Source organism: Marinobacterium rhizophilum DSM 18822, assembly GCF_000378045.1.
GTDB classification, from domain to species: domain Bacteria; phylum Pseudomonadota; class Gammaproteobacteria; order Pseudomonadales; family Balneatricaceae; genus Marinobacterium_A; species Marinobacterium_A rhizophilum.
Map to the genome: position 1 here is coordinate 188,729 of NZ_KB899089.1, position 13,812 is coordinate 202,540.

Below are 13,812 nucleotides of genomic sequence, written 5' to 3' on the forward strand. Positions count from 1 at the left end.
GGAAAGGAGCGAAGCGAGTTTCAAGAATGTGCTGACGAATTCCGGGAAAGGAGCCCCATGCGAATTTCAAGCAACAGGTTAAACCTGCCGGCCCGGCAAACCGGGCCGGCAGCGTGCCCCGGGGCTGGGCTCCCGCTGTCGCGCAGGAGCCCAGCCTTCGGGCGTCAGGTTCAGGCAGCGCCGATCACGCCACCGTCTTCGCGGGTCACCACGACGATGCTGGAGCGCGGCTTGCCGCCGTCCAGGTAATCCGGGAAAGCGCCGGTGGGGTGCTGGATGCCAACAAACATGGTTTTGCAGTCGTCGCTAAACGTCAGCCCCGTCACCTCGGCACCGACAGGCCCCACCATGAAACGGCGGATTTCGCCCGTTGCAGGGTCGCCACACAGCATCTGGTTGTTACCCATGCCGGCGAAATCACCGGCATTGGAGTCGTCACCGTCGGTCTGAATCCACAGACGGCCATCGTTGTCGAAGCCCAGGCCATCGGGGCTGTTGAACATGTTGTCCGCCGTGATGGCATCGGAACCGGCGTACAGGTTACCCTCGTGCACCGTCGGATTGCCGGCAATCAGGTACAGATCCCAGTCAAAGGTTTCAGCGGTGTGGTCGCCGCCCTTCGCTTCCCAGCGGATGATCTGGCCGTAGTGATTGCTGGCACGCGGGTTGGCGGCGTTGAGCGGCTGCTCGTCCTTGTTGCCACGGTGCTTGTTGTTGGTCAGGGTGCAGTAAACCTGGCCGTTGTGCGGGTTGTGGGTGACCCACTCCGGACGGTCCATGGTGGTCGCTTCCACCTGCTTGGCGGCGCGACGGGTATGAACCAGCACATCGGCCTGGTCGGCAAAGCCGTTCTCGACGCTCAAGCCGTTCTTGCCGTGGCTCAGCTCGATCCAGCGGCCGCGGCCGGCATGCTTGTCGCTATCGCCGTTAAACTGCGCCACGTAGAGAGTGCCGTCTTCCAGCAGGGTGCGGTTCATCGCATCCTGGCCTTCGACAAACTTGTTTTTCGATACGAACCGGTAGATATGCTCGCCGCGCTCGTCATCGCCCATGTAAACCACGACATGACCGTCCTTGTTCAGCACCAGCTCGGCGTTTTCATGCTTGACGCGTCCCAGCGCCGTGCGTTTCATGGGCGTCGATTGCGGGTCGAACGGGTCATACTCGACGATCCAGCCGAAACGGTTCGGCTCGTTGGGGGTCTTGCTGAGGTTGAAGCGGTCATCGTGCTGCCACCAGCGATACCTGTCCTCGGCCGCCTTGATACCGTACCGCGCCTGCTCCGGCGGCACGTCTTCGTCGCGGTCGGCGCCGAACACGCCCTGGAAGTTCTCCTCGCAGGTCAGGTAGGTCCCCCAGGGCGTACGGCCGTTGGCGCAGTTGTTCACGGTGCCGAAGACCTTGCGGCCGTCAGGGTCTGCCGCGGTCTGCACCAGCGCATGGCCGGCGACCGGACCGGTCAGCTGCATTTCGGTTTCGAGATGGATGCGGCGGTTCAGTTTCGAATCCCGCACGTAGCGCCACTGACCGCCTTCGCGGACCAGCTCGACAACGGTGTTGCCGTGGGCGGCCTTGGCCTTGTCAACGTCCTCGCGCGTCAGGGCCTCGCCGTTCTGCAGCAGGTACTTGTAGTTGCAGTATTCGTTGTTGACGGCCAGCACCGCGCGGTCCGGATCGTTGGACCCATCGGGGCGACGAAAATGGAACAGCGCCATGCCATCGGTATTATCACCGAACTGCAGGGCCTGATCGGCCGCGCTGTTGCCGCCTTTGTGATCGAATTCGGGGGCGCCGGGAAGCACGGGGTCACCCCAGGACATCAGTATTGAGGAGCGGTAACCGGCGGGCAGCGCGATGGCATCGTCGGTCGACGCCTTGATGGCCTTGAAGCCCAGCAGACGGGAAGGCTCCAGCGCGGCGGCAACCGCCTGGGCCACCGGTGACAGGCTAAAAAAGCCCAGCATGCCGGCGGCCATGCCACCCTTGAGCAGGCTGCGGCGGCTCAGCGCCTTGTCTACCAGGGCATCAAAACCGGTGCGGTCCAGCGCATCGGTATCCTGGGCGTTGACGTCAGACTGTATAGATTTCATCGGATTCCCTCCTCAAAGAATGGCGTGCATCCTAGTCAGAGAGTATGACGATCACATGACAGCCCCTTCCGGTGTGGGCGACGCAGAATATGCTAGAGTGCGCAACGCGGCTTGCAGCCGTTCCAACAGCCAAAGACACACATCATCGAACAGGGCGTTTCAGCATGACACTTCACGCAATACTGTTTGACCATGACGGCACCCTAGTCGACTCCGAGGCCGTTAACCTGCAGCTTTGGCGCCAGGCGGTTGCCCCCTGGGGCCTGACGATCAGTGAGGGACATTACTGGAGTCGCATGCTGGGCGTGCCCATCAGGCAGAACGCGATTGATATCCTGCAGCTCAACAGCACGGATGCCAGCATCGAACAGCTGGTTGCCGCAAAGCTCGCGGCCAACGAAGCCTATCTGGCCAGGGCCTACTTTCCGCAAATGCCGGGTGCCGATACGGTGGTGCGTGCGCTCGCGGGCGAGTTGCGCCTGGGACTGGTCAGCGGCTCGCAGCGCAACTGTGTACAGGCATCCTTGCGCGGCCACGCCTGGGAGCCGTTATTCGAGCATGTTGTCACCGGCGACGATGTTGCCAACAACAAGCCGGCGCCCGACAGCTATCTGCGGGCGCTGCAACTGATGCAACTGCAGGCACAGCACTGCATCGCGGTGGAGGACACCGAGGTGGGTGTTACTGCGGCCCGGGCGGCAGGCCTGCGCGTGGTCGCCATCCGCAGCGCCGAGGCACAAAGCCATGATTTTTCCGCTGCCAGCATCATCGTGGACAGCCTGACAGAAGCACACGCCTGGATCTGCCAGCAACGTTAAACGATTCACTCAACGACACAGGAACCCCCATGACACAGCCATTTCGCCTTGAGTTCCAGGTACGCGACTACGAACTGGATATCCAGGGCATCGTCAACAACGGCGTCTATTTCAACTACCTGGAGCACGCCCGGCATGAGTATCTGCTGGCCAAAGGCGTGGATTTCGCCGCCCTGGCCCAGGACGGTATCCATCTGGTGGTGATTCGCAGCGAACTGGATTACAAGGCGCCCCTGAAAAGCGGCGACCGCTTTGTGGTCGAGGTCACGACCGAGCGCCTTGGCAAAATCCGCTTCGGCTTCCGCCAGCGGGTCATCCGCCTGGAAGACGACAAGGTCATGCTCGAGGGCCTGGTGATCGGCACCGCCCTGAATGCGCGCGGCCGGCCCTATATCTCGCCGGCAATTGAAAGCCTGTTTGACGCCTGATCAGCGGCGGCGAAAGAGGTAGTCATCAAAATAATCCCCAGCGCGGGAAACACTCTGACAGCGCAGCCGCTCCAGTGACGGGTCGATAGCCTTAAGCTCGCCGGGCTGCAGGCAGAAGCGGGCAGGGAAGCCGTGCAGCTCGTGCTGCTGCAGGTTAAAGGTACTGAAGGCCAGCAGGCCGCCGTGCACCAGCATGGCCGCCAGGGCCGGCCAAAGCGCGGGTTCCGGCTTGTAGCGACAGACCAGGATGTTATCGAACGGGCCCAGCCCGTCGAGACGGTCGGGCTGCTCCAGATCACAGCATCGGGTTTGAATGGTGAGCCGCTCACGGGCGGCGAAGTCCTCCAGCCGCGACAGCCCTACCTCGGAAATATCAATCGCCGTGACCACGAAGCCCAGCCTGGCCAGAGCCAGGCTGGCAGCGCCGTCACCGGCGGCCACATCCAGAACGGTGCCCGGCTTAAGACTCGGCGCAATGTGCGTCACAAACGCGGGGGTGGCAGGCGGGGCGTGCGAGCGTGCCTCGTAACGCCGGTTCCATTTGTCCCGAACAGCATTCATCTGCAACTCCTTGAAACTGACGGCTGGACGCTATCACGCAGGCTTTCCACAGCGCGTCGCTAGAAGCTATCCAGCAGGCTCTTGAGGCTGTTCAGCGTTGCCTTGCCCCGCGCCTTGTTCTGGTCCTGATTACGCTCCAGCCCCTCGATAACCAGATCCTCCTGCGGCACTTCATCGATAAATCGGCTCGGCAGGCAGTCCACCATCTCGCCATACTGCTTGCGCTGGCGCGCCAGGGTCATGGTCAGGGTTTCCCGCGCCCGGGTGATGCCCACATAGGCCAGCCGGCGCTCCTCCTCGATAGTGTCGGTCTCGATGCTGTTGCGGTGCGGCAGCAGTTCCTCTTCCATGCCCATCATGAAGACATGGGGGAATTCCAGTCCCTTGGACGCGTGCAGCGTCATGAGCTGAACCCGGTCGGAGTCGTCCTCTTCCTCCTGGCGATCAAGCAGGTCGAGCAGGATCAGGCGGGTGATGGTCTCCTCGATACCGGCATCGGGGTCGTCCTCGCGCAGTCGATCCAGGGTGGAGCGAATCGAATCCAGCAGGAACCAGACATTCTGCACCCGCTTGTCGGCGGCCGCCTCACTGGCGGTGTTCTGGCGTATCCAGCCTTCATAGTCGATATCGCGCACCATTTCGCGAATGGCATCCACCGGGTCGACTTCCTGGCACTGGCGATAAATACGCTGCATCCAGTCGCGGAAACGGCGCAGCCGATCAACAGCCTGGGCCGGCAGCACCTGTTCCAGACCCATTTCGTCACAGGCCGCATAGAGTCCGACCTGGCGCTCCGAGGCGTAGGTCCCCAGCTTCTGCAGCGTATTGGGGCCAATCTCGCGCCTGGGGGTATTGATGATACGCAAAAAGGCGTTGTCATCATCCGGATTGATCAGCACCTTGAGATACGCCATCACATCCTTGATCTCGGCGCGGGAGAAGAAGGAGGTGCCACCGCTCAGCTTGTAGGGCACCTGATACGCCTGCAGCTTGACCTCCAGCAGGCGGGCCTGGAAATTGCCGCGGTACAGAATGGCAAAGTCCTTGAAGGGCGTGGCCTTGCGCAGGTGACGATCGAGTATTTCCGTGGCGATGCGCTCACACTCGGTTTCTTCGTTCCGGTTGTAGATCACCCTGATCGGGTCGCCATAGCCCATGTCGCTCCACAGCGTCTTGTCGAACACGTGGGGGTTGTTGGCGATCAGGGTGTTGGCCGCCTTGAGGATCAGCCCGGTGGAGCGATAGTTTTGCTCCAGCTTGACCACCCGCAGGCTCGGAAAGTCTTCATTCAGCTGAATCAGGTTCTCGGGCCGGGCACCGCGCCAGGCGTAGATCGACTGGTCGTCGTCACCCACCACCGTCAGGGCACCACGGTGCCCGACCAGCTGGCGCACCAGGCGGTACTGCGACAGGTTGGTATCCTGGTATTCGTCCACCAGCAGGTAGCGAATGCGCCCCTGCCAGCGCTCCAGCACCTCTGCATGATTCTGGAACAGGCGCACCGGGATCAGGATCAGGTCATCGAAATCCACCGCGTTATAGGCACGCAAATGGATTTCGTAGGCCTCGTAGGCACGGGCCGCCAGGATCTCGTCCGGGCCCGCCGCCTGGGCCAGCGCCTGGTCAGGCTCCAGCATGTCGTTTTTCCAGTTCGAGATCTGGTTGCGCACGCTGTCGACCTGATCCGCATCCTCGTTCTGATGCAGCATCAGATCACGCAGCAGCGCCTTGCTGTCCTGATCATCAAACAACGAAAACGCCGCCTTCAAGCCCAGGATGCGATGCTCCTTGCGAATGATGTTGAGGCCCAGGTTATGGAAGGTCGAGACCGTCAGACCACGCGCCTCCTTGCCTTGCACCAGCTGGCCGACACGCTCCTTCATCTCCCGGGATGCCTTGTTGGTGAAGGTGACGGCCGCAATATGCCGTCCCTGAACGCCACATTTCTGGATCAGGTAGGCGATTTTACGCGTGATAACGCTGGTCTTGCCGGAGCCTGCGCCGGCCAAAACCAGCAGTGGACCACCGACATATTCCACCGCTTCTTTCTGTCTGGGATTGAGCTTGCTCATGAGTCAATATTCAAAAAGTGCTAAAGCAGTCGGGAGCACGGCCGCTAACGGTCAATAACGGAAGGGGAATCCGGCACAGCGTAACGTTCCGGATGCATTCAAGGATTGACTAAAATGACAGGAGTAATTGCCTGATTAAACAGGCTTTCACTGTCATTTTTATTGTCGGCGCTTCGTGCTAAGTTTGTCCTGCGCCAAAGCAGGACGGCGTATTATGCCACGAACAGGGCCTCACGAGCACAAAGGATCCCTCACCAACCGTCAGTGGCAGCCAAATGCACACACCTCTGTATTGCTGTCTATTTGTGGGGTATTAACCTGATGCAGTCGGCCCAGCGGCAAACCAGCGAATCCGTGATCAGACTGCTGATCGTTGCCGATGATCAGCAGACGTCGGACAGAATCAGCAGTCTTCTGAATACAGAACATGTGTATGACATCCAGTATTCCAAAGACGTCAACCAGGCGCTGAACCTGATCGGGCATGAAAAGATAGACCTGCTGTTTTTGTGCCTGCCGGCGACCCATCTGCTCGACAATGCCACCCTGCTGACCTTCAAGCGCAGCAACAGCACCATTCCGATCATCGTGCTTGATGATGACATCAATGACCTGACCGGCCGCAAACTGCTGAACCAGGCCGTGGCTGACTACCTTCCGCTGCGCACACTGGCCGCAGATACCCTGCAACGCGCCATTCGTTACGTACTGGGCAGCCAGCGCCAGCATGCCCAGATCGATTACCTGCGCCACGCCGACCCGCTCACGGCCATCGGCAACCGGCAATATTTCTATCGTCAGCTGCTTGAAAGCCTCGCGCGTATCGACAGTCACCAGCACTCTGTGGCGCTGATCACGGTGGATCTCGATGGTTTTCGCAAATTTAACAACAGCATTGGCCATTCCGCCGGCGACGATGTGGTTCAGCAGCTGAGCCAGAGACTGCAAAGCTGTCTGCAGGACGAACAGTTATACCGCATTGGTGGCGACGAATTTGCCATCATACTGGAGACGGAACAGGGTACCGACCTGCGCGCCAGTACCCTGGAACTGATCGCCCGACTGATGCAGCACGTGAGCCACCCCTACCACTGCAACGAACGCGAAATCATGCTGCCCAGCAGCATCGGTGTCGCCTTTGCGCCGGAGCACAGCCGGGAGCTGGACGCATTGATCCGCCAGGCATCCCAGGCACGGCAACGGGCCAAGCAACTGCACGGCTGCAGCTATGCCATTTTCGAATCCGCCAAGGACACCGATCCCGCCACCCAGATCACGCTGGAGCCGGAACTCTGGAGCGCGCTGCGCCAGGAGCAGTTTGTGCTCTATTACCAGCCACGCATCGACCTGCGTACCGGCAAGATCATCGGTGCCGAGGCGCTGATGCGCTGGAATCACCCGGAGCGTGGATTGGTCCAGCCCGATGAGTTCATCCCGACCGCCGAGAAAACCGGGCTCATTGTCCCCATGGGATACTGGGCCATCCACCAGGCCGGCCAAGACATGCTCAAGTTCAAGGAAGCCGGTTTCCGGTACGGCAGCATTGGCGTAAACCTGTCGTTTCGGCAATTCAAGGATGACTTTCTCGCCAAGACCATCAAGCGCATCATCGACAAAAACCAGATAGACCCGCATCGCCTTGAGTTCGAACTGACCGAAACCGCACTGTTTTCGGATGAAGCCCATGTGCAAAGCTGCCTTAAGGAACTCAGCGCCCTGGGCATCGATTTCTCGCTGGACGATTTCGGCACCGGTTACTCATCCTTTGCCCTGCTACAGAAGCTGCCCATCAGTACGCTCAAGATCGACAAATCGTTTGTCGCCGGCGTGAATCAGAGCAAGGATGATGAAGAGATCGTGCGCGCCATTATTAATCTGGCGCATAACCTGCAGAAAAAAGTCATTGCTGAGGGCGTTGAAAACAAGACTCAGCTGGAGTTTCTGATTCGCCACGACTGTGACCAGGTGCAGGGGTATTTCTTTAGCCCCCCCGTACCCATCGAAGACTTCATGCGCATGCTGCGCGGTAACTAACCCTTCGCCGAGCCACCCTGGCGCATCAGGCCCTGGCGAAAGCCCAGCGCTTCCAGCAACTGGGCCTCACAAACACGCTCCTCGCCCGCCAGATCCGCCAGCGTGCGCGCCACGCGCAGTATCCGGTGGCAGGCGCGGGCCGAAAGCCCCAGCCGAGTGGCCGCATTGACCAGCAACGCACGCTGCGGCTTTTCCAGGCAGCACACCTGGTCCAGTTCAGCGGATCCCAGATCACGGTTAGGCCTGCCCTGGCGCGCTTCCTGCAACGCCATCGCTGCCGCCACCCGCTTCGCCACGACAGCACTGGATTCGCCCCGACCGGCGGTGGGGTCCAGCAGCTGCGCAGGATCCAGCGCCTTGACGTTGAGCTGCATATCAAAGCGATCCAGCAGCGGACCCGAAATGCGTCCCTGGTAACGCTGTATCTGATCCGGCGTGCAGCGACAGCGCCCCGACGTATCGCCGAAATACCCGCAGGGGCAGGGGTTCATGGCGGCCAGTAGCTGAAAACGGGCAGGAAAAAGCATCTGGCTGGCCGCTCTGGAAATAAGAATCTCTCCGGTTTCCAGAGGCTCGCGCAGCACATCCAGCACCGAGCGGGGGAACTCCGGCAACTCATCCAGAAACAGCACGCCCTGGTGCGCCAGCGATATTTCGCCGGGGCGCGGCTGGCTGCCACCGCCCACCAGAGCCACCGCAGATGCCGTATGGTGCGGGTTGCGAAAGGGGCGGCTGCCCTGGCCGACGGTATCAATGCCACAACCGGCCACCGAATACACCGCGGCCACTTCCAGCCGCTCCCGCTCCCCCAGTGCCGGCAGCAGCCCCGGCAACCGGGCCGCCAGCATGCTCTTGCCACTGCCGGGCGGGCCGCTGAATAGCAGGTTATGACTGCCGGCGGCGGCTACCTCGAGCGCACGGCGCGCCTGATACTGTCCCTTGACCTCGTCAAGGTCCGGCAAGCCGGAGACTTCCAGCGGCGCTAACGCCCTGGCGTGTTCCAGCGGAGTATCGCCGCGCAATGCAGAGGAGACCTGCAACAAATGATCGGCGACACGTACATCACAGCCCTGTACCAGGGCGGCTTCCGCGCCGTTCAAGCGCGGCACCAGCAGTGCGCGCTCCAGATCACGGCAGGACAGCGCCGCGGGCAAAACGCCCCGCACGGGCCTGATTTCTCCCGCCAGGGTCAGTTCACCCAGTACTTCCCAACCTTCGAGGCACGATGGGGGCAGTTGTTTCGATGCCGCCAGAATGCCCAGCGCAATTGCCAGATCATAACGCCCGCCTTCCTTGGGCAGGTCGGCGGGCGCCAGGTTGATCGTGATACGGCGTTGCGGATAATCGAAACCGGAATTAATCAGTGCGCTGCGTACTCGATCCTTGCTTTCCCGCACAGCCGCTTCGGGCAGGCCGACGATCGACAGCGAGGGCAAACCACCGGAAAGGTGCACTTCGACGGTAACCGCTGGTGCACTTATGCCCAGCATTGCGCGGGAATGAACCACTGCGAGTGACATAAGTACCATCCTTGGTATGCGGTTGCTTACTTAAGGTGCAGGTATCTGCACTACGCGCTTGCACCATCCTTGTGCATTTTTTAGCCAGCCTGAGACGGCGTGTTTATTCGTGGTTTTTGTTGTCGAGCCGCTGTTCGATTTCGCTGAGTTTGATTTCCAGCTGATCCACCTTTTCACGGGTTCGACCCAGCACGGCGGCCTGGGCATCGAACTCGTCCCGCGTTACAAGATCCAGACGCGCAAAACTGCTCTGCAAGACAGCGCGTACCTGCTGGCGCATGGCTTCCTGCCCCGGCAGGCTGCGCCCACCCTCAAACAACTCGCTCAGCTGGGCTGAAAGCGTCTCTATCAGCTTTTGATTAAGCATTGCACAAACTCCCGTAATTTCGCCCAAGCTTAGCATTTTTCGCAGGTCCGTCGCAGTGACCACAAGTGCAGAAGCACAGTGCCTGGGTAGTGATGGCAGCCATTTGGCACCAAAAAGGTGCGCGCACTCAAATCGTGCACGCAATAATCCCTTAATGGTGCCGAATCCGAAGGCATTTCCCCACCTGGAGACAGCCCTTAAAGACAACGCTTTGTTATTTAAAGACTTATGCAACATGGCACAACATTCGCTTATGAATAACCAACCGTTTCGGGCCACCTTTAACTCCGGGGCGGCTCGTACAAGGAATCAGTCCATAGATGGGGGACAGACACATGAAACTTATATCGGCGATCATCAAGCCCTTCAAACTGGACGATGTCCGCGAGGCGCTGTCTGAAATTGGTGTTCAGGGCATCACCGTGACCGAGGTCAAAGGCTTTGGGCGCCAGAAAGGCCATACCGAACTGTATCGCGGCGCTGAATATGTCGTCGACTTCCTGCCCAAGGTCCGGGTCGATGCAGCTGTGTCGGCGGACATTGTGGATCAGGTCGTGGAAGCGATAAGCAAGGCCGCCCACACTGGAAAGATTGGCGACGGCAAGATATTTGTCACACCGCTGGAACAAGTTATTCGCATCCGTACCGGCGAGACCGGTAAAGACGCACTTTGATATAAAAATTAACCAATCGCGCCTGACGGAGGGCCGTCGAGATGGAAGAGCTTCTCAACACGACCGTTGCGGATTTATCGCAGCTTAAATATGCCGTTGATACCTTTTACTTTCTGGTATGCGGCGCCCTGGTAATGTGGATGGCCGCTGGCTTCGCGATGCTCGAAGCGGGCCTGGTTCGCGCCAAGAACACAACCGAAATTCTGACCAAGAACATCGCTCTCTACGCCATCGCCTGTACCATGTACCTGCTCTGCGGTTACTACATCATGTACAGCTCCGATGCTGGCGGCGTACTGCCGAACTTCGGTGCCCTGATCGGTGACGAAAACGCTGTCGATGCCGTGCTGGCCGGTGGCGATGACGCACCCTACTATTCGGCCCGTTCGGACTTCTTCTTCCAGGTGGTGTTCGTCGCCACGGCAATGTCCATCGTCTCCGGTGCCGTTGCCGAGCGCATGAAGCTCTGGTCCTTCCTGGCATTCGCTGTCGTCATGACCGGTGTGATCTACCCGGTTGAAGGTTACTGGACCTGGGGTGGCGGTTTCCTCAGCGAAGCCGGTTTCTCTGACTTCGCCGGTTCAGGTATCGTCCACATGGCAGGTGCCGCTGCAGCCCTGGCAGGTGTTCTGGTATTGGGTGCCCGTAAAGGCAAGTACGGCAAGAATGGCGAGATCAATGCCATCCCTGGCGCCAACCTGCCGCTGGCGACTCTGGGTACCTTCATCCTGTGGATGGGCTGGTTCGGCTTCAACGGCGGTTCGGAGCTGAAGCTGTCCGATGTCGGTGAAGCCAATGCGGTCGCCCAGGTTTTCGTTAACACCAACGCGGCGGCAGCCGGCGGTGTTATCGCAGCCCTGATCGTGGCACGCCTGTGGTTCAAGAAGGCCGACCTGACAATGGCGCTCAACGGCGCGCTCGCTGGCCTGGTTGCCATCACGGCTGACCCGCTGTCTGCAAGCGCCCTGGTTTCAACGCTGATCGGTGCGGTTGGCGGTGTACTGGTGGTGTTCTCCATCGTCACTCTGGACAAAATCAAGATTGATGATCCTGTCGGCGCCATCTCCGTTCACGGTGTCGTAGGTATCTGGGGTCTGCTGGCAGTACCGTTCAACAACGCTGATGCCACCTTTGGCGCCCAGCTGCTGGGTATCGTATCCATCTTCGGCTGGGTCTTCCTGGCGAGCCTGGTAGTATGGCTGTTGCTCAAAGCCATCATGGGTGTTCGCGTTACCGAGGAAGAGGAATACGAAGGCGTCGACCTTGCCGAGTGCGGCATGGAAGCCTACCCGGAATTCAGCGCCACCAAGAAGTAAATCTTCAGCACTTCATTTAAAGTAAAGGGCGCCGCAGGGCGCCCTTTTCATTACCGGAGACAGCAGCGCCCGCACTTTTATGCACGCACAGGCCAGCGTAGGCGCCGACACGATTTTACGAGTATACTGAGCTGAATTTTTCTGGCATTCGGGCTCTGAAAGCGCCTGCGTTAACGGGCGCGGGGCACGGATTCCACTTTTCATCACAGCGTCCGACGCCGCACCAGGCGCAGGGTCGCAAAGGGAGCACGCTATGAAGTTGATCACTGCGGTTATCAAACCATTCAAACTTGATGATGTTCGCGAAGCCCTTTCCGAAATCGGTATCCAGGGTGTCACCGTCACCGAGGTCAAAGGCTTCGGCCGCCAGAAGGGCCATACCGAGCTATACCGCGGCGCCGAATACGTGGTCGACTTCCTGCCCAAGGTCAAGATCGAGGTCGCCGTCGACAGTGACATGATCGACCAGGTGATTGAAGCCATCACCAAGACCGCCAACACCGGCAAAATTGGTGATGGCAAGATTTTCGTCACACCGCTGGAACAGGTGATCCGTATCCGTACCGGCGAAACCGGCCCGGACGCACTCTGACCCCGGACATCGGCACAGCGAGCGCTTGATTCTGCGCCGCTGTGGATAACTCCAGATACCCAAAAGCACCCGCCGGGTGTTTTTTTATGCCTGATAAAAACACCACACAGCGGCTTCTTGAACGGTTCCACAAAAACTACCCACAACATACTCACAAATCAAAAGCTGTGGAAAAACTGTTTACCGCTTGTGTCAAACCACTTTGACTCTTTTGTATATCATTGTTTTATATAGCCTTTATTTGATTTCATTCGAATATGACGCTGTTATGCACAGCGCACCTAAACACAGCCCTCAAAAGTTACCCCCAATTTCGGGATATCTGAGACATGCAGCGTTTCAGACGCTCGCCGTCTTTTTCGTCCCGCTCATCACTGCAGCCACTGTGCGCGCCAAGCCCCGTAGCACCCGTGCAGCATAATTAATTGCAGAGCGTCTAAACTGACATGTGCAACGGTATGATCACCGCGTAGTAGCACCGTGCGGGGCGGGGAGCGTCGCGGTACAACCAGTTCTGAGGGGGTGCAAGATGAAACGTGAGCAGCTGGATCACATGCTGGACATGCTCTGGCAGGACTTCCTCGAAATTAACCCTGATGCCCGCCGCATTCACAACCTGCTCGCAGCAGATAACCCGCACTTGCAGGTTGACCACCTGAGCCTGCATACGCTGGCCCTGCCAAGGGTCAATATTGCTCAGCTGGCCAAACCATTTGAGCGCGCCGGATACCAGCCCCACGGCGAATTTGACATTACAGGTACCCGACTCTTCGCACGCTACTACAAGCACCCCGACACAACCCTGCCGAAACTGCTTTTTACCGAGCTGAACGTCGATTCCCTGGAGGATGAAGTTCGAAATAACCTGCACCAGTTCATCAGCCAGATTTCACCCGCCGCCTTGCTGCAGGATGACTTTTGCGCATCGGGCCGTCACTGGAAGATCGATTACGACAGCTATCAACAACTGCAACGCAGCTCCGAGTTTGCTGCCTGGATCGCCGCGTTCGGCTTTCGCGCCCACCATTATGCGTTGCTGATCAACAGTCTGAGCCTTCACAACAGCATTGATGATCTGAATGATTATCTGCTGGAACAGGGCTTTAGGCTCGACTGTGAGAATGGTCTGGTGCAGGGTTCCGCAGAGGAATACCTCGAACAGTCCGCCACGACTTCGGGTACCGCCGAGGTCGAATTCAGCGACGGGAGCGTGCGCATCCCCGGCGGCCATTTGGCCTTTATTCGCCGCTACCCGGCCGGCGACGGCCGACTTTACCAGGGTTTTATCAGAACATCCGCCGCGCCTCCTGCACCTTATCCAGAATACCGCTGACAATACC

Annotated in this window: 12 protein-coding genes; 7 read left to right on the plus strand and 5 right to left on the minus strand. The window is 59.2% G+C overall.

Going from position 1 to position 13,812, the window contains the following annotated elements; translation table 11 throughout:
• Window positions 1-170 precede the first annotated feature (170 nt).
• Complete coding sequence (locus F451_RS0100870) at window positions 171-2,090, minus strand: PhoX family protein (RefSeq protein WP_020679453.1); 1,920 nt, start codon at window positions 2,088-2,090, stop codon at window positions 171-173.
• A gap of 164 nt (window positions 2,091-2,254) precedes the next feature.
• Here F451_RS0100870 and F451_RS0100875 point away from each other — a divergent pair, with 164 nt between their 5' ends.
• The gene (locus F451_RS0100875; RefSeq protein WP_020679454.1) at window positions 2,255-2,908 is read left to right on the plus strand and encodes an HAD family hydrolase; all 654 of its coding nucleotides are present in this window, start codon (window positions 2,255-2,257) and stop codon (window positions 2,906-2,908) included.
• A gap of 29 nt (window positions 2,909-2,937) precedes the next feature.
• Window positions 2,938-3,336 carry an acyl-CoA thioesterase gene (locus F451_RS0100880; RefSeq protein ID WP_020679455.1) on the plus strand — a complete coding sequence of 133 codons (399 nt, stop codon included), beginning with the start codon at window positions 2,938-2,940 and terminating at the stop codon, window positions 3,334-3,336.
• Here F451_RS0100880 and F451_RS26515 read toward each other — a convergent pair whose 3' ends face one another.
• Both F451_RS26515 and rep read right to left on the minus strand, forming a co-directional pair.
• Complete coding sequence (locus F451_RS26515) at window positions 3,337-3,897, minus strand: class I SAM-dependent methyltransferase (protein ID WP_020679456.1); 561 nt, start codon at window positions 3,895-3,897, stop codon at window positions 3,337-3,339.
• Window positions 3,898-3,956: 59 nt separating this feature from the next.
• The gene (rep, locus tag F451_RS0100890) at window positions 3,957-5,969 is read right to left on the minus strand and encodes a DNA helicase Rep (protein ID WP_020679457.1); all 2,013 of its coding nucleotides are present in this window, start codon (window positions 5,967-5,969) and stop codon (window positions 3,957-3,959) included.
• Between the two features lie 321 nt (window positions 5,970-6,290).
• Here rep and F451_RS24450 point away from each other — a divergent pair, with 321 nt between their 5' ends.
• Window positions 6,291-8,003, plus strand: a complete 1,713-nt coding sequence (locus F451_RS24450; RefSeq protein ID WP_156826326.1) for a putative bifunctional diguanylate cyclase/phosphodiesterase — start codon at window positions 6,291-6,293, stop codon at window positions 8,001-8,003.
• On the opposite strand, the gene F451_RS0100900 is transcribed toward F451_RS24450, so the two are convergent.
• Together F451_RS0100900 and F451_RS0100905 are read right to left on the minus strand one after the other, a co-directional pair.
• On the minus strand, window positions 8,000-9,523 hold the full coding sequence (locus tag F451_RS0100900; protein WP_020679459.1) for a YifB family Mg chelatase-like AAA ATPase: 1,524 nt from the start codon (window positions 9,521-9,523) through the stop codon (window positions 8,000-8,002). The genes F451_RS24450 and F451_RS0100900 overlap by 4 nt on opposite strands.
• Before the next feature lie 103 nt (window positions 9,524-9,626).
• On the minus strand, window positions 9,627-9,890 hold the full coding sequence (locus F451_RS0100905) for an accessory factor UbiK family protein (protein WP_020679460.1): 264 nt from the start codon (window positions 9,888-9,890) through the stop codon (window positions 9,627-9,629).
• Between the two features lie 335 nt (window positions 9,891-10,225).
• Between F451_RS0100905 and glnK (F451_RS0100910) the strand changes: the two genes are divergently transcribed.
• From glnK (F451_RS0100910) to F451_RS0100925, 4 genes are all read left to right on the plus strand, one after another.
• Window positions 10,226-10,564 (plus strand): P-II family nitrogen regulator, encoded by a 339-nt coding sequence (glnK, locus tag F451_RS0100910; RefSeq protein ID WP_020679461.1) that lies wholly within the window; start codon window positions 10,226-10,228, stop codon window positions 10,562-10,564.
• Window positions 10,565-10,605: 41 nt separating this feature from the next.
• Entirely contained in the window at window positions 10,606-11,880 is a 1,275-nt protein-coding gene (locus tag F451_RS0100915) for an ammonium transporter (protein WP_020679462.1), read from the plus strand.
• A 253-nt stretch (window positions 11,881-12,133) separates the two neighbouring features.
• Entirely contained in the window at window positions 12,134-12,472 is a 339-nt protein-coding gene (gene glnK / locus F451_RS0100920) for a P-II family nitrogen regulator (protein WP_020679463.1), read from the plus strand.
• 529 nt (window positions 12,473-13,001) lie between these two features.
• A complete protein-coding gene (locus tag F451_RS0100925; RefSeq protein ID WP_020679464.1) occupies window positions 13,002-13,805 on the plus strand; it encodes a DUF1338 domain-containing protein in 804 nt (267 codons plus the stop codon).
• Window positions 13,806-13,812: the final 7 nt, after the last annotated feature.

Bases quoted from the DNA above. Each gene is read 5' to 3' on its own strand.
- F451_RS0100870 (WP_020679453.1), bottom strand. From the start codon at position 2,090: ATGAAATCTATACAGTCTGACGTCAACGCCCAGGATACCGATGCGCTG.
- F451_RS0100875 (WP_020679454.1), top strand. From the start codon at position 2,255: ATGACACTTCACGCAATACTGTTTGACCATGACGGCACCCTAGTCGAC.
- F451_RS0100880 (WP_020679455.1), top strand. From the start codon at position 2,938: ATGACACAGCCATTTCGCCTTGAGTTCCAGGTACGCGACTACGAACTG.
- F451_RS26515 (WP_020679456.1), bottom strand. From the start codon at position 3,897: ATGAATGCTGTTCGGGACAAATGGAACCGGCGTTACGAGGCACGCTCG.
- rep (WP_020679457.1), bottom strand. From the start codon at position 5,969: ATGAGCAAGCTCAATCCCAGACAGAAAGAAGCGGTGGAATATGTCGGT.
- F451_RS24450 (WP_156826326.1), top strand. From the start codon at position 6,291: ATGCAGTCGGCCCAGCGGCAAACCAGCGAATCCGTGATCAGACTGCTG.
- F451_RS0100900 (WP_020679459.1), bottom strand. From the start codon at position 9,523: ATGTCACTCGCAGTGGTTCATTCCCGCGCAATGCTGGGCATAAGTGCA.
- F451_RS0100905 (WP_020679460.1), bottom strand. From the start codon at position 9,890: ATGCTTAATCAAAAGCTGATAGAGACGCTTTCAGCCCAGCTGAGCGAG.
- glnK (WP_020679461.1), top strand. From the start codon at position 10,226: ATGAAACTTATATCGGCGATCATCAAGCCCTTCAAACTGGACGATGTC.
- F451_RS0100915 (WP_020679462.1), top strand. From the start codon at position 10,606: ATGGAAGAGCTTCTCAACACGACCGTTGCGGATTTATCGCAGCTTAAA.
- glnK (WP_020679463.1), top strand. From the start codon at position 12,134: ATGAAGTTGATCACTGCGGTTATCAAACCATTCAAACTTGATGATGTT.
- F451_RS0100925 (WP_020679464.1), top strand. From the start codon at position 13,002: ATGAAACGTGAGCAGCTGGATCACATGCTGGACATGCTCTGGCAGGAC.